The organism is Archangium sp. Cb G35 (genome assembly GCF_001896145.1).
GTDB classification, from domain to species: Bacteria; Myxococcota; Myxococcia; order Myxococcales; family Myxococcaceae; genus Archangium; species Archangium violaceum.
On record NZ_MPOI01000001.1, the window covers coordinates 736,027 to 755,941 of the forward strand.

The window sequence follows — 19,915 nt, forward strand, 5'->3', positions numbered from 1 at the left end:
TGTCAGGAGCCGACTCCAAGGCCGACTCGTTCTCCCGTCCCCCGTCCGTCGGGTGACAAGTGAAGGCTAGGCGGGCAGCCGAGCGCCTGTCTAGTCGGCTGCCCTGTTTTCCTGCTTGGTGCCGTTTAGCGGGTTTTCAAATTTCCAGCAGCAACCGAGTGGGGTCCTCGATGCAGTCCTTGATGCGGACGAGGAACTGCACGGCCTCGCGGCCGTCGATGAGGCGGTGATCGTAGGAGAGGGCCAGGTACATGATGGGCCGGATGACGACCTGGCCGTTGCGGGCCACCGGGCGCTCCACGATGTTGTGCATCCCCAGGATGCCCGTCTGGGGCGGGTTGATGATGGGGGTGGAGAGCATCGAGCCGAAGATGCCGCCGTTGGTGATGGTGAAGGTGCCACCCTGCAGCTCGGCGAGCGTGAGCTTGTCGTTGCGCGCGCGGGTGCCGTAGTCGCCGACCTTCTTCTCCAGCTCGGCCATGGACTGGGTGTCGGCGTCACGCACCACGGGGACGACGAGGCCGCGGCTGCCGCTCACGGCCACGCCGATGTCGTAGTAGTGCTTGAAGACGACGTCGTCGCCGTCGATCTCCGCGTTCACCTGGGGGAAGGCCTTGAGGGCCTCGACGGCGGCGCGGATGAAGAAGCTCATGAAGCCGAGCTTCACGCCGTGGCGGGCGAGGAACTTCTCCTGGTGCTGCTTGCGCAGCTCCATCACCGCGCCCATGTCCACCTCGTTGAAGGTGGTGAGGATGGCGGCGGTGGACTGGGCCTGGACGAGGCGCTCGGCGACGCGGCGGCGCAGCGGCGTCATCTTCACGCGCTCCTCGCGGTCGGCGCGCGGGCGCGGGCCGGAGGGGGCGGCCGGGGCGCGCTGGGCGGGAGCCTCGGCGGGGCGGTTGAGCTGGCCGAGCGCGTCCTCCTTGGTGATGCGGCCACCGGTGCCGCTGCCCTTGAGCTGGGCCACGTCGAGCTTGTTCTCCTCGACGATCTTCCGGGCGGTGGGCGTCATGCGGACGTCGGTACCGGCGGAAGCGGCGGCGGCCGCGGGAGCGGGCGCGGCGGCCGGAGCGGCGGCCTGGGGCGCGGGAGCGGAGGCGCCAGCGCCGGCCTCGATGGTGCCCAGCACGTCGCCCACGCGCACCTTGTCACCCTCGTTGAAGGCGATGGTGGCGATGGCGCCGGTGGCGGGAGCGGGCACGTCGATGGTGACCTTGTCGGTCTCCAGGACGACGAGGGGCTCGTCGGCGGAGACCGCCTCGCCCTTCTTCTTGTTCCACTTCCCGACGACGGCTTCAGTGATGGACTCGCCCAGGGGCGGGACTTTCAGTTCAACGGCCATTCTTGGTTCCTCGGAGGATGGCTTCCTCGACGATGAGCTGCTGCTCCAGGTTGTGCGTCTGGGGGAAGCCGGTGGCGGGGCTGGCGGCTTCCGCGCGCCCGATGTAGCCCACCTTCAGCGGGTTCTGGCCCCGGGCGGAGGCCAGGTCGTGCAGACGGGGGAACATGAAGTGCCAGCCACCCGAGTTCCGGGGCTCTTCCTGCACCCAGAGGAGCTCGGTGAGCTTCGGCATCTTCGCGACGAGGCCTGCCAGCTCGTCGAAGGGGAAGGGGTAGAGCTGCTCCACGCGGACGATGGCGATGGACTCGTCCTTGCGCTCGTCCCTGGCCTTGACCAGGTCGTAGTAGACCTTGCCGGAGCACAGGAGCAGGCGCGTGACGCCGGCCGGGTTCACCTTGTCCAGGATGATTTCCTGGAAGGTGCCGGTGGCCAGCTCGTCCAGCTTGCTCGTCGCCTCGGGGCGGCGCAGCAGGCTCTTGGGCGACATGATGACGAGCGGCTTGCGCAGCGGGCGCAGCACCTGGCGGCGCAGCAGGTGGAAGATCTGCGCGGGCGTGGTGGGGTAGGCCACCTGGATGTTGTCCTCGGCGCTCAGGCTCAGGAAGCGCTCCAGACGGGCGCTGGAGTGTTCGGGGCCCTGGCCCTCGTAGCCGTGGGGCAGCAGCAGGGTGAGGCCGCTCAGGCGCCGCCACTTGCTCTCACCGGCCGCGATGAACTGGTCGATGATGATTTGCGCGCCGTTGGCGAAGTCACCGAACTGGGCCTCCCAGATGGTGAGGCCGTCCGGCACGTCGAGGCTGTAGCCGTACTCGAAGCCCAGCACGCCCATCTCGGACAGGGGGCTGTTGAAGACGTCGAAGCGGGCCTTGCCGGTGGGGAACTGGCGCAGGGGGACGAAGTTGTCACCCGTCTTCACGTCGTGCAGCACGGCGTGGCGGTGGCTGAAGGTGCCGCGCTCGCTGTCCTGGCCGCTGATGCGGATGCCGTAGCCCTCGGAGAGCAGCGTGGCGTAGGCGAGCGACTCACCCTCGCTCCACTGCAGCTCCTCGCTCTGCAGCATGCCCTGGCGCTTCTTGAGCACCGTGCGCTCCACGTCGCGGTGGACGTTGAAGCCCTCGGGCACCTCGGCCAGCTTCTTCAGGGCCGAGCGCAGCGTCTCCTTGTCCACCGCCGTGGTGGTCGGCGGAGCGCTCTTGTGCGCGCCGCCCTTGTACGGCTGCCACAGGCCTTCCAGCGCGTTGGGCTCCTTGAACTGGCTCTCCGCGCGGGCACGGAGCAGCGCCGCGTCGAACTCCTGCATGCAGTGCTGCTTGATGGCCTCGGAGTCCTCCGCGGAGATGCGCGCCTGCTGCGCCAGCTGCTGCGCGTAGAGCGTGCGCACGGTCGGGTGCTTGCGGATGATCTCGTACATCGCCGGCTGGGTGAACGAGGGGTCATCGCCCTCGTTGTGGCCGTAGCGGCGGTAGCAGACGAGGTCGATGACGACGTCGCTCTTGAATGTCTGTCGGTACTCGGCCGCCAGCCGGGCCACGTGGACGCACGCCTCGGGGTCGTCGCCGTTCACGTGGAAGACGGGCACGTCCAGCATCTGCGCCAGGGCCGTGGAGTAGATGGAGCTGCGCGAGTCGGACGGGTCGGTGGTGAAGCCCACCTGGTTGTTGATGACGACGTGCAGGGTGCCGCCCGTCTTGTAGCCCTCGAGCCCCGCCATGTTGAGCGTCTCGGCTATCACGCCCTGGCCGATGAAGGCCGCGTCGCCGTGGATGAGCAGCGGCATCACCTTGGTGCGCTCGGTGTCCCCGCTGCGGTCCTGCTTGGCGCGCACGCGGCCCTCCACCACCGGGTCCACCGCCTCCAGGTGGCTGGGGTTGAAGGCCAGCGACAGGTGGATGCTCTTGCCGCCGCGCGTGGCGTGGTCCGAGCTGAAGCCCATGTGGTACTTCACGTCGCCGCGGCCCATGTGCTGCTTGGGGTCCTGCGGGCCCTCGAACTCGCTGAAGATCTGATCCGGCTTCTTGCCCAGGATGTTCGTCAGCACGTTGAGGCGGCCGCGGTGGGCCATGCCGATGACGACCTCCTTGAGGCCCAGGCCGCCGCCCACCTCGAGCATGGCGTCCAGCATGGGCACCAGGGCCTCACCGCCATCCAGCGCGAAGCGCTTGGCGCCGATGAACTTGGTGTGCAGGAAGTTCTCGAAGCCCTCGGCGTAGGACAGCCGGGTGAGGATGTGGCGCTGCTCGTCCACCGAGAAGGCCGTGCGGTTCTCGGTGAACTCCATGCGCTTCATCAGCCAGCGCCGCCGCTCGCTGTCGAGCATCTGCATGAACTCGACGCCGATGGCGCCGGTGTACGTGCGGCGCAGCCGGCCCAGCAGCTCCTTGAGCTTCACCCGGGCCTCGGGGAAGACGCTGAAGCTCTCCACCAGCTGCTCCTGCTCGGTGGCGGAGAAGTGCTTGTCGTCCACCATGCCCACGTCCGCCACGTGGTCCAGGCTCGGGCGGGGCCGGCGGAGCGGATCCAACTGGGCGCGCAGGTGGCCGCGCAGGCGGAAGGCCGAGATGGCCTGGTCCACCCGGGCCTGCAGCTTCATGTCCTGCTCGAAGGCGACCGTGGGGGCCGTCTGCGAGGCCAGGGCCACCGCGGCGGCGGCCTTGTTTCCCTTCTCGCCCTTGCCCTCCTTGCCTTCCTTGCCTTCCTTGCCCGGGACCACCGGAGCGGGCGGCTCGATCAGGGTCTTGTTGAAGATGGGCCGGCCGGCGCCGTCGTTGCGCTCGAACAACTCGCGCCAGCTCGGGTCCACGCTGGACGGATCCTCGAGGTAGCGCGCGTAGAGCCCCTCGATGAAGTCGATGTTTCCGCCGGAGAGGTACGAGTCCTGGAAATTCGCCATGGCGTGCTGTCTTTTACTGGAAGGCCGCCCCGTTGGGGGGTTTTCGGCACGATTTGTTGAGCAGCTGTGCCCCGTCTCCCAGTCCTTCCGTCCCGGGGGAGCAGCAGGATTCATGCGCCACGTGAGCGCAACTTCATCCGCTGTTTCCTACCGGGTAGGGTGGGGCCCCCGGGCTTCTTCCTGGCTTACCCGGGCCGCCGGGAGTGATAAACCCCCCGGACTTCCTTCTCTTTAGCCAGAAAGGCCTGTGCATGCTGCTGCAGGGCAAGAAGCTCCTCATCACCGGAGTGCTCACCCCCCAGTCGCTCGCCTACGGCGTGGCCGAGCACGCGCTGGAGCAGGGGGCGGACATCGTCCTCACCGGTTTCGGCCGGGCGAAGTCGCTCACGGAGCGCAGTGCGAAGCGCCTCAAGGCGGGTATCGACGTGCTGGAGCTGGACGTCACCAACCCCGCCCACTTCCCCGCCCTCACCGAGGCGCTGCGCCAGCGGTGGGGCCGGGTGGACGGGGTGCTGCACTCCATCGCCTACGCCCCCGAGGACGCGCTGGGTGGCAACTTCCTCAACACCCCCTGGGAGAGTGTCCAGACCGCGTTCCGGATCTCCGCCTTCTCCCTCAAGGAGCTGTCCGTGGCGGTGATGCCGCTGATGACGGAGGGCGGCTCCATCGTCACCCTGGACTTCGACAACCGGGTGGCCTGGCCCATCTATGACTGGATGGGGGTGTGCAAGGCCGCCCTGGAGGCCACCGTGCGCTACCTCGCCCGGGACCTGGGCCCCAAGAAGATCCGGGTCAACTCCCTGGCCGCCGGCCCGCTGGCCACCGTGGCCGCCAAGGGCATCCCCGGTTTCAAGACCCTGGAGAAGGCCTGGGGCTCTCAGGCCCCCCTGGGGTGGGATGCCCGGAACAGCCACGACATGGTGGCTCGCACGGCCTGTGCGCTCCTCTCGGACTGGCTGCCTTCCACCACGGGCGAAATGGTGCACGTGGACGGTGGCTACCACGCCATTGGAGCCCCTCCGGTGCCGCCCGAGGAGGGCGAGCAGGGGGGCGGTGAGGGCGGGATTCCCCCCTCGGCTGGCTGATCGCTGTACGGCGGGACGGGCTCGCCCGTCCCTCTGAAGTCCGAGATTCTCTCGCCCCCGCTTTTGCAGGAGGGCGAGGTCACGCTACAGTCTCACCGTTTCCTTCAGCCGGGTCCCGATCTTCGGGCCTCCGGCAGGAGCCTGGGTTTGAGCGCCAACATCCTCCTCGTGGATGACAGCCCGACCGTACGCAACATCCTCAAGATCTATCTCATGAACCTGAAGATGGGGTTCGTCGAGGCAGAGGATGCGACGCGGGCATTGCAGCTGCTCCGGCTGGTGCCGGTGAAGCTGGTCATCGCGGACATCAACATGCCTGGTATGGACGGCATCACCTTCGTCAAGCAGGTGCGCCAGAGCCCCTTGGCTCAGGTGCGCGACGTTCCGGTCATCCTGCTGACGGGTGAGCGGGGCGGCGACCTGCGTCAGCGGGGCGTCGAAGCCGGTGCCAATGCCTTCATCAACAAGCCGGTCTCGCATCACGATCTGACAGAGACCGTTCGCAAGTTCCTCGCGCAGAATTGAGAGCCGAGCCGTGAGCCTTCCGTCCCTGCTCCTCGTTGATGACAGTGATGCCATCCTCGCGCTCGAGCGCGCGATCCTCTCGGGCCATTACGCGCTGAACACGGCGAGCAATGGCAAGGAGGCGCTCGAGAAGGTGGCCCGTGTGCAGCCCGCCGCCATCCTGCTGGACCTCTCCATGCCGGAGATGGACGGCGACGAGGTGCTCAAGCGGCTCAAGGCGGATCCCACCACCGAGCCCATCCCCGTCATCATCATTTCCTCGGAGGTGGCGCGCGCCGAGGCGTGCCTGTCGCTGGGCGCGGAGCTGTTCCTGGCCAAGCCCTTCCGGGCGGACGAGCTGCTGAGCGCGGTGGAGAACGCGCTGGCCAACGCACGGCGCCGGGCCCGGCAGGGCTCCCTGGCCCTGTTGCGGCTGACGGTGGGGGGCCTGGAGTTCGCCATCCCCCTGGACTGCGTGCGCCAGGTCATCCTCCAGCCCTCCACGCGCCCGTTGCCGATGGGGCCGGGCTACATCTCCGAGTTCTTCGAGCTGCGTGGCCAGCCCGTGTGCGTGCTGGACCTGGCACGCCGGCTGGAGGTGCAGCACCGGGAGGCGATCGAGGAGCGCAAGCTGGTCATCCTCGAGATCGACGGCGTGCTGCTGGCGCTGAGCGTGGACTCGGTGCAGGACCCCGAGGAGTACCAGTCCTCGGACATCGATCGGCGCGAGCGCGTGGGCGGCTCCGAGCATGGTCAGCTGCGCGATACGCTGGTGGGCATGCTGCGGGCGGGTGATCGCCCGGTGCCCATCTTCGATCCGAAGGCCTTCGCCACCCAGGAGTTGTTGCGCGAGGCCGTGGGAGTGCTGCGGCCGGCGGGGGTGGAGCGCAGCGCATGAGCTCGGGGGTGGTGGAGTCTCAGCAGGTACTCGCGCGGGCGCGAGAGGTCGTCGCGTCGTGCACGGGTTTCCGTGACACGGCCATCTCGCCCACGGCGGTGGACCGTGTGGTGCGCGCGGAGCTGGCGCGGGGACGCTCTCCGTCGGAGCTGCTGGCGGAGTTGCAGCGTCCTGGTGCGCCGCTGGCGCGGGCGCTGCTCGATGCCGTGCTGGTGGGGGAGACCTACTTCTTCCGCCACCCGGAGCAGTTCCGCTTCCTGGCCTACGAGGCGGTGCCCGCGGCGTTGGCCCGCGGCAATCTCACCCTGCGCGGGTGGAGCGCCGGGTGCGCCTCGGGCGAGGAGACGTACTCCATCGCCGCGTGCTTGTTGAACATGGCGCCGCCGGGCGTGCGCGTGGAGGTGCTCGGCTCCGACCTGCACGAGGGCCGCCTGGAAGCGGCGCGCCGGGGCGTGTACGGCAACTGGTCCCGCCGCGAGGCCGGGCCGCTGCTCCATCCCCTCTACCAGGAGGTCGGCGAGGGCCGGGTGAGCATCCTCGACCCGGTGCGCGCCGTGGTCCGCTTCGTCCAGGGCAACCTCCTGGAGCCGCTGCACGAGATGTACGGCCTCTTCGACGTCATCTTCTGCCGCAACGTGCTGACGTACTTCTCCCAGGACGCGGTGCAGGTGGCCCTGGGCCACCTGGCCAAGGCGCTCGTCCCGGGTGGCTTCCTGCTGCTGGGCACCGTGGAGGTGGATCATCCGCCCGCGGGGCTGGTGCGCGTGGGTGCTCCGGAGCTGCAGGCCTTCCGCCGCCCGCTGCCCCGGGAGCAGACGCCGACGCCCGCGCCCAAACCCGTTTCCGTGGCCCGCGAGCCCGAGCCCTACAGGGCCGCGGCCTCCCTGCGCGCCACGACGCCCCCGCCGCCGCCTCCTCCTCCCGCGCCCACCGCCGTGGGTCTGCACACCGAGGCGCTCCAGCGCATCGAGAGCGGGGACGAGAGCGGCGCGGCCACCCTTCTGGAGAAACTGTTGCAACAGTTCCGTGACTACCTTCCCGGCATGCTGGAGCTGGCCCTGCTGCGCGAGCGCGCGGGGTCCCGCGAGGCTGCCTTCGCCCTCATGCACACCGTGCGCGACAACGCCGCCCGGCTTCCGCCGGATCTGATCATCGAGGGGCCCGAGCCTCTTCCGGCCCGCTTCTACAGGGCGTCCGCTGACGCCTTCCTCACGTTGGGAGCCATCGAATGACAACCAGCAACCGAGGCCCCGAGGAGGTCCAGGACGGAGAGGTCCGCACGCTGCTGGACGAGCGTGCCTCGCGCCTGCGCGGCCGCGCCGATGGCAACGCCGACGAGACCGTGCTCATGGTGGCCGAGTTCCCCCTGGGCGAGGAGCGCTACGCCATTCCCCTGGAGTCGCTGCGCGCGGCCCTGCCGCTGCGCCTGGTGACGCCGGTGCCCCTGTCCTCGCCGCACGTCATCGGCGTGCTGCGCTACCAGGGCTCGGTGCTCGCCGCGCTCAGCCTCGCCGCGATGCTGGGCGGCCATGGTTGGCGGCAGGACCCGGCCGTGCTTCTCGTGGTGGATCGCGGTGACGGCGAGCTGTGCGCCCTGGACTGCGAGGCCATTCCGCGCCCCCTCAGCATGCCCACCGCCGCGGTGGAGGCGGCGCGCACGCACTCCGAAGGTCCCGTGACCGAGGTCCTCTTGGCCAGCAACCGACAGATCATCCACCTCATCGACCTGCCGCGCCTCTTCGCGCGTGGCACCGGCAGCGGGGGGGCTCGCAATGGCAGTTGATCCCATGCTGCAGAGCCTGGTGGCGGGCTTCTCCACCGAGGCGCAGGAAGTCTGTCAGAAGGTCACCCTGGACCTGCTCGATCTGGAGCGGGAGGGCATCGACAACGAGGCGCTGGCCAAGGTGTACACGCGCCTGGCGCGGCACCTGCACACCCTCAAGGGCAGTGCCGCCAGCCTCGGACTGCAGGACCTGAGCGCCATCGCCCACAAGCTGGAGGATGCCCTCGCGCCGCTGCGCAAGGACATCAAGCCCATGCCGCGGCCGATGGTGGACATGCTGCTGCACGGGTTGGATCTGTTCCTGCTCCGTGCGCAGGCCCACGCGGAAGGCCGTGGGGACGCGCTGCCGGATCCCACGGCGGCCCTGGCGCAGCTCGTGTCGGACGCGCCGCCCCCGGAGGATGCCGACGAGGCCATGGCGATGATGGCCATGGCCGCCGCCGCTCCGGCCCATGCCGCGCCCGCCATGCCCGCTCCGGTGCAGGCCGCTCCGTCCCAGCCGGCCGCCGCCCTGTCCGCGGCGGACGACGACTCGGCGGTGGACGCCAGCTGGCGCGTGGCCTCGCACCAGGTGACGGCGCTGATGCGCGAGGTGGAGCGGCTGCGTGAGTTCCGCATGCGCCTGGAGGATCGTCTGCGCGACATCTCCAAGGCGGTGGATCTGCTGTCGGCGCGCGAGCTGCTGGCGCCCACGGCCCGCGCCCGCGCGATGCTCTCGGCCGTGACGGCCGGCGTGCGCTCGGACGGCCACGAGGCCACGGACATCGTGGACAGCCTGGAGGAGGGCCTCAAGTCCATCACCACGCGTCCGGTGCGCACCATCCTCGAGCCGCTGCAGCGCATGGTGCGCGACCTGTCGCGCCAGCTGGGCAAGCAGGCCCGGCTCTCGGTGGTGGGCGCCGAGGTGTCGCTGGACCGCCGGCTGCTGGAGAAGCTCAAGGGCGCCATGGTGCACCTGCTGCGCAACGCGGTGGACCACGGCATCGAGATGCCGGACGAGCGCGAGCGCGTGGGCAAGCACCACGAGGGCGCCCTCACCCTGCGCGTGGAGCAGCAGGGCAACATCCTCGTGCTGGAGCTGAGCGACGACGGGCGCGGCATCGACGTGCTGCACGTGCGCGCGTCGGCCGAGCGCAAGGGGCTCATCACCGCGGAGGAAGGCGCGCGGATGCACGAGGCGCAGATCCGCGACCTCATCTTCCGCCCGGGTTTCAGCACCCGCGTGGACGTCACCGACACCTCGGGCCGCGGCGTGGGCCTGGACGCGGTGCGCTCCGCGGTGGAGGCCATGCAGGGCCGCATCGAGGTGGTGAGCACCAAGGGCTCCGGCACGCGCTTCATGCTCACCCTGCCCATGGAGCTGGGCAGCTCGCCGGTGCTCACGGTGCGGACCATCGACTCGCAGGTGGGCCTGCCCATGCTGGCGGTGGAGTCCACCCAGCTGGCCAGCCCGGAGAACCTGCGCATCGGCCGCATGAAGACGCAGCTGGACTACAACGGCCAGCTGGTGCCGGTGATGGACCTGGGCGCCCGCATGGGCCTGCGCGCCTCGGCGCCCCCGTCCGAGGGCCAGCCGCTCATCATCGTCCAGAGCGGCGGCAAGCGCATGGCGCTCGCGGTGGACGCGGTGGTGGGTGACCGCGACCTCGTCATCCGCCCGCTGCCCGCCGAGGTGCGCGATGTGCCCGCCTACCAGGGCGCGGCCATCCTCAGCCGCGGCGAGCTGCTGCTCATCCTGCGCCCCGGCTGGGTGGTGACCGATTCCACCCCGCAGACGGTGTCCATGCCGCAGAGCCGCCGGGCCCTCGTGGTGGACGACTCGCTCACCGCACGCGCCCTGCACCGGGCCATGCTGGAGGCCGGTGGTTTCACCGTGCACCTGGCCGCCAGCGGCGCCCGCGCCATGGAGCGGCTGCAGACGGAGACCTACGACGTGATCATTTGCGATCTCGAGATGGAGGAGATGAACGGGACCGAGGTGATCGCCAAGCTGCGCTCGCAGCCGGACACCAAGGAGATTCCCGTCATCCTCGTCTCCGCCAACGACAGCGGGGCCGCACGTTCGCGCGGGCTGGCGGCGGGCGCGGATGGCTATCTCAGCAAGCGTGAGTGCGCCGCGGGCCGCCTGTTGACAGAGGTGCTGGACGTGATGAGCCGCAGGGGGGCACGCGCATGAGCAAGGAGCCCATTCGCGTATTGGTAGTGGATGATTCTCCCACGATGGCCGACGCCGTCAGCGCGCTGCTGACGGACGATCCGCGCATCGAGGTGGTGGGGCGGGCCAATACGGGAAGCCGGGCGGTGACGCTGGCGCGGCTGCTGCGCCCGGACGTCATCACCATGGACCTGTTGATGCCGGACCTGGATGGACCGGCGGCCATCGCGGCCATCATGGCCGAGGCGCCGGCGCGCATCCTGGTGGTGAGCGCCGTGGCGGACCAGCGCAACCTGGACGTGTGCTTCCAGGCGATGAGCGCGGGCGCGCTGGAGCTCATCGGCAAGCCGGCCGTCACCAGTGGCGAGGAGCTGCGCCGCTGGGGCCGGCAGCTGGCCGAGTCGGTGTGCCTCATGGCGGAGGTGCCGGTCATCTCCCGGCGCCTGCGCCCGCCCTCGCCTCCGCCTCCCGTCACCGGGGCGCGCGTGGACATCTTCGGCCTGGCGGCTTCCACCGGTGGTCCTCCCGCGCTGTCGGAGGTGCTCTCGCGCCTGCCGGCGGATCTTCCCGTGCCCATCGTCATCGCCCAGCACATCACCGAGGGCTTCACCCCCGGCATGGTGCGCTGGCTCTCCCAGGTGACGTCCCTCAAGGTCGTCATCGGCAAGGAGGGGGAGCGGCTGGAGCCGGGCCGGGTGTACTTCCCGCTCGACGGGCACGACCTGACGGTGGAGGGCAACGGAGTGGTGCGGCTGACGCGCACGCGCGGCGGACCGTGCCCCTCGGGAGACCTGCTGCTGTCCTCGCTGGCGCGCACCTATGGCAGCCGCGCGGGCGGTGGTGTCCTCACCGGCATGGGCGAGGACGGGGCGCGCGGCCTGCTGGACATCAAGAAGGTCGGCGGCGTCACGTTCGCCCAGGACGAGACCTCGTCGGTCGTTTTCGGCATGCCCCGGGTGGCCATCGAGCTGAGGGCGACGGACCGGGGCGTGCCCCTGTCCGCCATTCCCGACATCATCCGCATGAGCTGCCGCCGCAGCCCCATGCCCAACAGCCGCCCTTCCGGTCCGGAAGGTGTGGCTTGAGTCCCTATTCGTGCCGGTCCCTCCGTCCGGCCCCGTCCTTCTCCGCTGAGGAGCTTCCGTGAGCCCCCACGCCACCTCCAATAAATCGCTCGGCATTGGCCCCAAGATCGTCTTCATCACAGCGGGGGTCGGTGCCGCCATCGCCATCCTGCTCACCGTGGTCGCCGCCACCCGGCTGCGCGGCAACCTCGTGGACAGCACCGTCAGCGAGGGCAAGGCGATCGCCATCGGCCTGTCCGCCGCCGCCGAGCGGGCGTCGGCCGACGGCGCCACCTCGCTGCAGCCCCTGCTGGACACGTTCCGTGATGTCGAGGGCGTGGGCTACCTCTACGTGGTGGACAGCGCCAACAACGTCCTGGCCAGCACCTTCTCCAGCGAGTTCCCCCAGACGCTGCTGGGCGCCAACAGCCTGCAGCTCGGCGAGCTCACCAACGGCCAGCGCGTGAAGGTGAAGGAGCTGGTGGAGGTGCCCATCGACGGCAGGACCGTGGCCATCGCCGACGTGGCCGCCCCGCTGGCCGGCGGCATGCGCGGCGTGGTGCACGTGGGCATGAAGCACGACAACGTCGGCAAGCAGGTGGGCCGGCTGTGGTTCACCATGATGGGGCTGGGCCTGCTCATCGTCCTGGGTGGCATCGCGGCGGTGTCCATGCTGAGCCGCTCCATCGTGGCCCCGCTGCGTGAGCTGGCCGATGTGGCCTCCCACATCGTCGAGTCCGGGGACCTCACCCGGCCCATCCCGGTGGCCGCCTCGAGCGAGGTGGGCGTGCTCGCCCGCTCCTTCGCGCAGATGGTGGACCGCCTGCGCACGGTGACGCAGAACCTCCAGCAGGCCGCCGAGGCCCTCAAGGCCTCCACCGAGCAGCTCAACACCTCCGCCTCCGAGCAGTCGCAGACGGTCTCCCGTCAGGCCTCCGCCCTCCAGGAGACGCAGGTCACCGCCCAGGAAATCCGCCAGACGAGTCTCCTGGCCGCCCAGAAGGCCGACTCGGTGCTCTCCGTGGCCGAGCGCGCCGACGAGCTGAGCCGCGCGGGCGAGGCCGCCCTGGAGCAGACGCTCGTGGGCCTCAACGACATCCGCACCCAGGTGCAGGAGATCGCCCAGAAGATTCTGGAGCTGGGCGAGCGCACGGTGCAGATCGGCAGCATCACCCAGACGGTGAAGGACCTGGCCGACCAGTCCAACATGCTGGCGCTCAACGCCGCCATCGAGGCCGTCCGCTCCGGCGAGCACGGCAAGGGCTTCGGCGTGGTGGCCCGCGAAATCCGCGCCCTGGCCGACCAGTCCATCGAGTCCACGGACCGCGTGCGCGAGCTGCTGGACGATATCGGCAACTCGGTGGCCATGGCCGTGCGCATCACCGAGCGCGGCTCGCAGCGCATGGAGGCGGGCCTCGAGCAGGTGCGCACCTACGGCAAGAACCTGCGCGAGCTGTCCTCCATCATCCAGGACAACGCCGCCGCCGTCCGGCAGATCGCCGCCGCCGTGGGTCAGCAGAACGTGGGCATCAACCAGATCACCACCGCCGTGAGCGACCTGTCCAAGATGATGGACGAGACCGTGTCGCGTATCGGCGCCACCGGTGAGGCCGCCACCACCCTGCAGATCATCGCCGACCAGCTCAGCAGCGCGGTGAAGACCTACCGGGTTCAGTAGTCCCGCCCGGGTGGGTTGAAAAGGCCAAGGGCCAGGGGAGGGGGAGACCCTCCGACCTGGCCCTTGTCGTTTCCCGGCTCCCTCTCCCTTTGGGCAGGGCGAACGCATCTAAAGGCCAGTAAATACGGCCATCAAGACGCGTAGCAGATAATCGTTGTCCCAGCCGGCGAGCTTGCGTCGGCTGGGCACGCCCGGTTTTTCCGTCGACTCGCGCCGCAGCGCGGTCAGAGCCATGCGGCTGAGCAGCGCGAAGTTCTGAGCACCGTTGTGGTCGCGGATGCGGCGCGAGTCCTCGCCCAAGCACACGTCCAGGCTCCAGTGCAGGCCATTCTCCACGCCCCAGTGAGTACGGATGATTCGGGCGAGCTTGCGCGCCTTGGGTGGCAGACTGGTGAGGTAGTAGTGCCACTGCACCTGCGTCTTGCCCCCCTGGGTGCGCTCACGCCGCAGCATGACGGCCGTCTTGAGCTTGGGCCATTTGGAGGCTGAGGCAGGGCAGGCCTCGAGTTGGAGGGCAATGGCCCAGGCAGTGCGCACCTCGTGGCGGCCATGCCCCTCTTCCTCGGTGCGAGAGTGGGAGTCCACCCGGGCACGAGCCTGGCCCTCACGCACTGGGGCGAACAAGTCCTGCACATACGCGTGCAGCGGCCCGCGGTTGCCCTTGAGACACAGCACGTAGTCCGCCTCGGCCCGCACCACGGCCTGGGCCACCTGGGCCGTGCACCCGTTGGCGTCCACCGTTACCACCGCCCCCTTCAAGTCCAGCAGCGCCAGCAACTCGGGTATGGCCTTCACCTCCCCGGGCGCCCCTTGTACTGCGGCTTGCGCCAGCAGCAACCGCTGCTGCGTGGCCCACACGTGCACCAGGTGCAGCGGCGAGCCCGTCAGCGCCTTGCCCAATGCCCCTCGCACACTCTTGCCGTCCACCGCCACTACCTCCTGGCGCAGTGTCTCGGCCATGGCCTGCACCCAGCTGCGGAAGCACGCCTCGAAGGCCTGGGGCCTGAGTGCGCAAAACACCCGGCGAAATGTGTCCGCGCTGGGCACTCCATGCGGAATTTCCAGGAAGGTGGCGAACCATCCGGCTCTCGTCCTGGCGAACAGCGCCAGCTGCTTCCACCCGTCTGCCCCGGCTATCACTCCACACAGCGCTATCACCAGCACGTTGAGCAGTGCATGCCGTCTGGTGCGCTCCACACGCGGGTCCCTCAGCGTGCCGAAGTGCTTGAGAATCAGCTCAACAACCTGCCCGCCCTCTCCCTCGCCCTGCCCCATTGCCGCCCCCATACGGGAGCCACCCTATGGAGCCAGTCTGACCTGGCAGGTGGTCCACCTGCCAAGTCACTGATTTCCTTGCGCTTTAGATGCTTTTCCCCTGCCCTTTGGGAGAGGGTTGGGGTGAGGGTCTTCGCGCTACGCCGCGGGGGCGGGCGCCGGAGCGGGCAGCGCCTTGAGCTTCAGGCCCTCGCCCTCCACGTCGAAGCGCGCGATGCCTCCGCTCGCCAGCTCGCCGAAGAGCAGTGCCTCGGCCAGCGGCTTCTTGAGCGTGTTGTCCACCAGCCGCGCCATGGGCCGCGCGCCGAAGGCCGGGTCGTACCCGTGCTCCGCCAGCCACGCCTTCGCCGCCGGCGTCAGCTCCAGCTTCACGTTCTTCTCCGTGAGCATCTTCTGGAGCAGGCCCACTTCCTTGTCCACCACCTTGAGGATGACCTCGGGCGGCAGTCCGGAGAAGAGCACCCACCCGTCCAGGCGGTTGCGGAACTCCGGCGTGAAGGTGTTTTCAATCGCCTTCTTCGCCCGCTGCGCGTCCGCCGGCGCCTGCTTGTCACCGAAGCCGATGGACTTGGTGCTCATCTCCCTCGCGCCCGCGTTCGTCGTCAGGATGAGGATGATGTTGCGGAAGTCCGCCTTGCGGCCGTTGTTGTCCGTCAACGTCGCGTGGTCCATCACCTGGAGCAGGATGTTGAAGAGGTCCGGGTGGGCCTTTTCAATCTCGTCCAGCACCAGCACCGCGTAGGGGTGCTTGCGGATGGCGTCGGTGAGCAGACCGCCCTGGTCGAAGCCCACGTAGCCCGGAGGCGCGCCGATGAGCCGGCTCACCGTGTGCTTCTCCGAGTACTCGCTCATGTCGAAGCGCAGGAACTCCACGCCCAGCACCGCGGCCAGTTGCTTGGCCAGCTCCGTCTTGCCCACGCCCGTGGGGCCCGAGAAGAGGAAGCTGCCAATCGGCTTCTCCGGCGCGCGCAGGCCGCTGCGCGCCAGCTTGATGGCGTCCACCACCGACTTGATGGCCGGCTCCTGCCCGAAGATGACCTTGTTGAGCTCCGGCTCCAGGTTCTTGAGCTGCACGCCCTCGCTGGCGGACACGCTCTTGGCCGGAATCCGCGCCATCTTCGAGATGACGGACTCCACGTCCGCCACCGTCACCTTCCCGGTGCGCTGGCCCTCGGGCTTGAGACGCTCGGCCGCGCCCGTCTCGTCCACCACGTCGATGGCCTTGTCCGGCAGGAAGCGGTCGTTGATGTGCTTGGCGCTCAGCTCCGCCGACGCCCTCAGGGCCTCCGTGTCGTACTTCACCCCGTGGTGGTCCTCGTAGCGGCTGCGCAGCCCCTCGAGGATGAGGATGGTGTCCTCCACGCTCGGCTCGCCCACCTCGATCTTCTGGAAGCGCCGGGACAGGGCCCGGTCGCGCTCGAAGGAGGCCTTGAACTCCTGGTACGTCGTGGAGCCGATGCACCGCAGCTTGCCGCTGGCCAGCGCGGGCTTGAGCAGGTTGGATGCGTCCATGGAGCCGCCGCTGGTGGCCCCCGCACCGACGATGGTGTGGATTTCATCGATGAAGAGGATGGCGTCCGGGTGCTCCTGCAGCGCCTTGAGCACGCCCTTGAGGCGCTCCTCGAACTGCCCGCGGAACTTGGTGCCCGCCAGCAGCGCGCCCATGTCCAGCGAGAAGATGGTCGAGTTCTTCAGCACCTCGGGCACCTTGCCCTCGTGGATGTGCAGCGCGAGGCCCTCGGCGATGGCCGTCTTGCCCACGCCCGTCTCGCCCACGTAGAGCGGGTTGTTCTTCCGGCGCCGGCACAGCACCTGGATGGTGCGCTCCAGCTCCTTCTGCCGCCCGATGAGTGGGTCGATGCGGCCCAGCTTCGCCTCGGCGTTGAGGTTGGTGGTGTAGGCCTCCAGCGGACTCTTGCGCGGGCCCTCACCCTCCTCGTCGTCGCCCGTGGGCACGGCACCGCGAGGCTCGCCTCCACTCCCGGGGGACGAGGCGCCGTCCTTGGTGGTGCCGTGGGAGATGTAGTTGAGCAGATCCAACCGGGAGACGCCCTCCTCCTGCAGGAGGTAGAGGGCGTGGCTCTCGCTCTCGCGGAAGAGGGCCACGAGGATGTCACCGCCGTCGATGAGCTTCTGCTCGGCGGACAGGGCGTGCACGGCGGCGCTGTGCAGCACGCGCTCCACGCCCATGGTCTGCTGCGGTTCGGCCTCCTCGCCCTCGGGGAGCCGCTCAACGGTCTCCTCGAGGAACTCCACCAGCCGCTCCTGGAGGCGCTTGATGTTGGCCCCGCAGGCCTTGAGCACTTCGCGGGTGCGGGGGTCCTTGGTGAGCGCGAGCACCAGGTGCTCGAGCGTCAGGTACTCGTGACGCATCCGGCTCGCCTCGTCCATCGCGTTCCGGAAGCTGTCCTGCAATGCCTTGGCAATCAGCGGTCCTGCCACGGTCTCAACCTTCCTCTGGTTCCATCGAGAGGCGCAGCGGGAAGCCATTCTCCCGCGCCGCCGCCTCCACGGTCCGTACCTTCGTCTCGGCGACCTCGAACGTATAAACGCCAGCTACGCCGATTCCGTTGTAATGAACGTGCAGCATGATCTGCACGGCGTCCGCCTCGGATTTGTGGAAGACCTCCTTCAAGACGGCCACCACGAACTCCCGGGTCGTGTAGTTGTCGTTGTGCAGCAGTACCTTGTAGAGGGTGGGCCGCTTGAGCTTCTTCTGCGGTACCGTCTCCGTGACAACGTTGGAATCCGGGTCGTACTTCTCTCGGGACATGGTCTCCCTCTAACGAGTAGGGGGCACCAACGGCCCCCGCTTGAATCCTGTTTCGGCCTGCCACCGGGGCAGGCCAGCCAGCACGGCCGCCCGTTCGTGCTCCAGGAAGGAGCGTACAGCCCGGTCGACCCCCGGGTGGAAGAGCAAGTGAGCACTCCAGGTGAGGCTCGGCTCGAATCCCCGGAGGAGCTTGTGCTCTCCCCCCGCCCCCGGCTCGAAGCGCTCCAGCCCCCGGGAGATGGCGTCCGCCACCGGATGGTAGAGGCACACGTTGAAGTGGAGGAAGGGGTGCTCCTCGAAGCAGCCCCAATAACGGCCGTAGAGCGCCCGGGGCCCCACCAGGTTGAAGGCGCCTGCCACCAACCGGCCCTCGCGGCGAGCCTCCACCACCTCGCAGGCGTGCGGAAGGGTGGACAGCATCCGGGCGAAGAAGTCCCGGGTCAGGAAGCGCATCCCCCACGGATACTTGTCCACCGTGGAGGCATACAGGCGGCAGAGGTCGTCCGGTTGCACCTCGGACAGCGCCTGGCCCCGGAGGGTGCGCAGGGTGAGGCCCTGGGTGGCGGGGGCGCGCAGCTCCCGGCGCAGCTGGTTGCGCCGCCGGGTGTGGAAGCGGCCGAGGAAGTCCTCGAAGGAGCCGTAGCCCGTATTGCGCCACTGGTACTGCACGCCCAGACGCACCGCGTAACCGGCGGCCTCCAGGGCCTGGGTCTCGGCCTCGGTGGGGAAGAGGACGTGGACGCTGGAGAAGCTCCGGGCGCGGGCGTACTCCAGGGCGGCGAGGGCCAGCTCCGCTTCCCGGGCGGGCCGGTCCTCGCCGGGGGCCACCAGCAGCCGGCGGCCGGTGACGGGGGTGAAGGGCACGGCCAGCACCAGCTTGGGGTAGTAGCGCACGCCCAGCCGCTCGGCGGCGGTGGCCCAGGCTCCGTCCGCGACGAACTCCCCGTGGCTGTCGTCCTTGAGGTACGCGGGCGCCGCTGCCACCAGCCGGGCACCCCGCCACAGCGTGAGGTGGTGCGGGTGCCAGCCCACATGGGGCCCCACACTGCCACTCTCCTCCAGTGCCGCGAGGAAGGCCCACTCCAGGAAGGGGCGGCCCGCGTCGTCGAGCAACGCGTCCCAGGCTCCCCGGGGAACCTCGGTGATGGCGCGATGGATGCGCAGGGTGGGCGGCAGCGGGTCGGACATCGTCGAGCGGCCGCAGCCTATAACGACCGGGCTTCCGCCCCGCCAGCCCGCTCGAGCCGGGGGAGGGCGCCCGCCGGGCCCGGTCTTCCTGAACTTGTCCAACAGTTGGACAAGTTCGCGCGGACCGCGCCCGGAAGGCAGGCCGGGGGCAGCGGCCTATCGGCCCCGGGTGAGCTCGGCGGCGAGGAAACGGCCCACCTCGGCCAGCCCGGCCTGGGCTCGTTCACGGCCCTCGGGCGACTCCATCACCCGGCGCGCGGCCTCGCTGGCGGTGCCGGCCTCCAGGTCCGCGAGCACCAGGAAGGCGCTCCACGCGGGGTTCAGCTCCGCCACTCGTCCGGGCCGCATGGGCCGGTCCTTCAACGTGGTGGCCACCTTCTCCACCAGGCCCTCGTCATCGAGCCGCTTGGACTTGCCCCGCATGGCCGTCCACGCCTCCTCCAGCAGCCACGGCAGCAGCCTTCCCTGGAGGGCGGAGGAGAGCCGCTGGGCGGCCTCGTCCTCGTCGATGTGGTGGGCGCGTGCATAGGTGGGAATCAGCTTCGCCACCACCACGGGGCGTGTGGCCAGGTGCGCCAGCCGGGGAGGGTAGGCCATGGCGTGCCTCCTACCAGCGCACCAGGAGGCGGAAGCCCAGGTGCGAGCGATCCTCCACGCTCACGATGGGCTGCACGTGGGCCCGCTCCAGCGCCACCTCGAGCGCGCCGGCGATGAACTCCGGGCGGTTGTGGATGTCCGGGATGGTGATGCGCCGGGCGCGATCTCCCACCGGCACCAGCTGCACCTCCAGGTCCGGCCGCCCCATCATCGCCAGGTAGCGCGGCAGCCGCTCCACCACGCGCGCCGGGCCAATCATGGGCAGCGCCACCGCGGCCACCCGGCCCACCAACGTGTTCGCGAAGCCCTCGGTCAGCTTGCGGCCGAGGATGCGGTAGGCGTCCGCGTCGCTCAGCTCTCCGTAGGCCAGGTCCCTGGCCAGCGCCACGCACCGCTTCCACACCTGCACCGGGTAGTCCAGCTCGGGGCACTTCGGGTCATACCCCTCGGCCTCCAGGGCCCGGGCCAGGTGGCTGTTCGGCTCCAGCCCACGGACGAAGAGGCCCTCGAAGACACTCGATGGGATGCGCGGCTGCGTTGCCAATCTGGGGGTCTGCGCCAGCAGACTCGGGCTCTCCATGGGACATCTCCCCCGGTTGGAGTTCCAACCGTTCACTCAGCTTATCATGCCCGGACGGTCTTCCACTGAAGTCGGGTAAAAATCTGATTGTCAGATAAAGCGA

The 19,915-nt window shown here is 69.4% G+C and carries 16 protein-coding genes; 8 read left to right on the plus strand and 8 right to left on the minus strand.

From position 1 onward, the window contains the following. Positions 1–136: 136 nt before the first annotated feature. Positions 137–1,342 (minus strand): 2-oxoglutarate dehydrogenase complex dihydrolipoyllysine-residue succinyltransferase, encoded by a 1,206-nt coding sequence (odhB, locus tag BO221_RS03045; RefSeq protein WP_073558790.1) that lies wholly within the window; start codon positions 1,340–1,342, stop codon positions 137–139. Next, positions 1,332–4,232 (minus strand): 2-oxoglutarate dehydrogenase E1 component, encoded by a 2,901-nt coding sequence (locus tag BO221_RS03050; RefSeq protein ID WP_073558791.1) that lies wholly within the window; start codon positions 4,230–4,232, stop codon positions 1,332–1,334. Before BO221_RS03050 ends, odhB begins: the two co-directional genes overlap by 11 nt. A gap of 251 nt (positions 4,233–4,483) precedes the next feature. On the opposite strand from BO221_RS03050, the gene fabI reads away from it, so the two are divergent. The 8 genes from fabI to BO221_RS03090 all read left to right on the plus strand — a co-directional run bounded on the left by fabI (position 4,484) and on the right by BO221_RS03090 (position 13,399). Continuing rightward, on the plus strand, positions 4,484–5,317 hold the full coding sequence (gene fabI / locus BO221_RS03055) for an enoyl-ACP reductase FabI (protein WP_073558792.1): 834 nt from the start codon (positions 4,484–4,486) through the stop codon (positions 5,315–5,317). Between the two features lie 147 nt (positions 5,318–5,464). Further along, positions 5,465–5,842: a response regulator gene (locus tag BO221_RS03060; protein ID WP_043405934.1), complete on the plus strand. Its 378-nt coding sequence runs from the start codon at positions 5,465–5,467 to the stop codon at positions 5,840–5,842. Between the two features lie 10 nt (positions 5,843–5,852). After that, the gene (locus tag BO221_RS03065; protein ID WP_073558793.1) at positions 5,853–6,719 is read left to right on the plus strand and encodes a response regulator; all 867 of its coding nucleotides are present in this window, start codon (positions 5,853–5,855) and stop codon (positions 6,717–6,719) included. After that, entirely contained in the window at positions 6,716–7,951 is a 1,236-nt protein-coding gene (locus tag BO221_RS03070) for a protein-glutamate O-methyltransferase CheR (protein ID WP_073558794.1), read from the plus strand. The genes BO221_RS03065 and BO221_RS03070 overlap by 4 nt, the downstream gene beginning before the upstream one ends. After that, entirely contained in the window at positions 7,948–8,502 is a 555-nt protein-coding gene (locus tag BO221_RS03075; protein WP_073558795.1) for a chemotaxis protein CheW, read from the plus strand. The genes BO221_RS03070 and BO221_RS03075 overlap by 4 nt, the downstream gene beginning before the upstream one ends. Next, entirely contained in the window at positions 8,492–10,678 is a 2,187-nt protein-coding gene (locus BO221_RS03080; protein WP_073558796.1) for a hybrid sensor histidine kinase/response regulator, read from the plus strand. The genes BO221_RS03075 and BO221_RS03080 overlap by 11 nt, the downstream gene beginning before the upstream one ends. Further along, complete coding sequence (locus BO221_RS03085; protein WP_073558797.1) at positions 10,675–11,742, plus strand: chemotaxis protein CheB; 1,068 nt, start codon at positions 10,675–10,677, stop codon at positions 11,740–11,742. The genes BO221_RS03080 and BO221_RS03085 overlap by 4 nt, the downstream gene beginning before the upstream one ends. A gap of 58 nt (positions 11,743–11,800) precedes the next feature. After that, positions 11,801–13,399 carry a methyl-accepting chemotaxis protein gene (locus BO221_RS03090; RefSeq protein ID WP_073558798.1) on the plus strand — a complete coding sequence of 533 codons (1,599 nt, stop codon included), beginning with the start codon at positions 11,801–11,803 and terminating at the stop codon, positions 13,397–13,399. A gap of 108 nt (positions 13,400–13,507) precedes the next feature. Here BO221_RS03090 and BO221_RS03095 read toward each other — a convergent pair whose 3' ends face one another. From BO221_RS03095 to BO221_RS03120, 6 genes are all read right to left on the minus strand, one after another. Further along, on the minus strand, positions 13,508–14,686 hold the full coding sequence (locus BO221_RS03095) for an ISAs1 family transposase (protein WP_083680695.1): 1,179 nt from the start codon (positions 14,684–14,686) through the stop codon (positions 13,508–13,510). Positions 14,687–14,812: 126 nt separating this feature from the next. Further along, on the minus strand, positions 14,813–17,116 hold the full coding sequence (gene clpA / locus BO221_RS03100) for an ATP-dependent Clp protease ATP-binding subunit ClpA (RefSeq protein ID WP_073558800.1): 2,304 nt from the start codon (positions 17,114–17,116) through the stop codon (positions 14,813–14,815). A gap of 4 nt (positions 17,117–17,120) precedes the next feature. Beyond that, positions 17,121–17,447, minus strand: a complete 327-nt coding sequence (locus BO221_RS03105; RefSeq protein ID WP_073558801.1) for an ATP-dependent Clp protease adaptor ClpS — start codon at positions 17,445–17,447, stop codon at positions 17,121–17,123. A gap of 9 nt (positions 17,448–17,456) precedes the next feature. Continuing rightward, positions 17,457–18,635, minus strand: a complete 1,179-nt coding sequence (locus tag BO221_RS03110) for a GNAT family N-acetyltransferase (protein WP_073558802.1) — start codon at positions 18,633–18,635, stop codon at positions 17,457–17,459. Between the two features lie 156 nt (positions 18,636–18,791). Beyond that, the gene (locus tag BO221_RS03115; RefSeq protein ID WP_073558803.1) at positions 18,792–19,232 is read right to left on the minus strand and encodes a hypothetical protein; all 441 of its coding nucleotides are present in this window, start codon (positions 19,230–19,232) and stop codon (positions 18,792–18,794) included. Positions 19,233–19,242: 10 nt separating this feature from the next. Then, positions 19,243–19,812: a DUF2378 family protein gene (locus tag BO221_RS03120; RefSeq protein ID WP_073558804.1), complete on the minus strand. Its 570-nt coding sequence runs from the start codon at positions 19,810–19,812 to the stop codon at positions 19,243–19,245. Positions 19,813–19,915 lie beyond the last annotated feature (103 nt).

Coding starts and splice junctions, on each gene's coding strand:
- odhB (WP_073558790.1), bottom strand. CDS start 1,342: ATGGCCGTTGAACTGAAAGTCCCGCCCCTGGGCGAGTCCATCACTGAA.
- BO221_RS03050 (WP_073558791.1), bottom strand. CDS start 4,232: ATGGCGAATTTCCAGGACTCGTACCTCTCCGGCGGAAACATCGACTTC.
- fabI (WP_073558792.1), top strand. CDS start 4,484: ATGCTGCTGCAGGGCAAGAAGCTCCTCATCACCGGAGTGCTCACCCCC.
- BO221_RS03070 (WP_073558794.1), top strand. CDS start 6,716: ATGAGCTCGGGGGTGGTGGAGTCTCAGCAGGTACTCGCGCGGGCGCGA.
- BO221_RS03075 (WP_073558795.1), top strand. CDS start 7,948: ATGACAACCAGCAACCGAGGCCCCGAGGAGGTCCAGGACGGAGAGGTC.
- BO221_RS03080 (WP_073558796.1), top strand. CDS start 8,492: ATGGCAGTTGATCCCATGCTGCAGAGCCTGGTGGCGGGCTTCTCCACC.
- BO221_RS03085 (WP_073558797.1), top strand. CDS start 10,675: ATGAGCAAGGAGCCCATTCGCGTATTGGTAGTGGATGATTCTCCCACG.
- BO221_RS03095 (WP_083680695.1), bottom strand. CDS start 14,686: ATGGGGGCGGCAATGGGGCAGGGCGAGGGAGAGGGCGGGCAGGTTGTT.
- BO221_RS03105 (WP_073558801.1), bottom strand. CDS start 17,447: ATGTCCCGAGAGAAGTACGACCCGGATTCCAACGTTGTCACGGAGACG.
- BO221_RS03110 (WP_073558802.1), bottom strand. CDS start 18,635: ATGTCCGACCCGCTGCCGCCCACCCTGCGCATCCATCGCGCCATCACC.
- BO221_RS03115 (WP_073558803.1), bottom strand. CDS start 19,232: ATGGCCTACCCTCCCCGGCTGGCGCACCTGGCCACACGCCCCGTGGTG.
- BO221_RS03120 (WP_073558804.1), bottom strand. CDS start 19,812: ATGGAGAGCCCGAGTCTGCTGGCGCAGACCCCCAGATTGGCAACGCAG.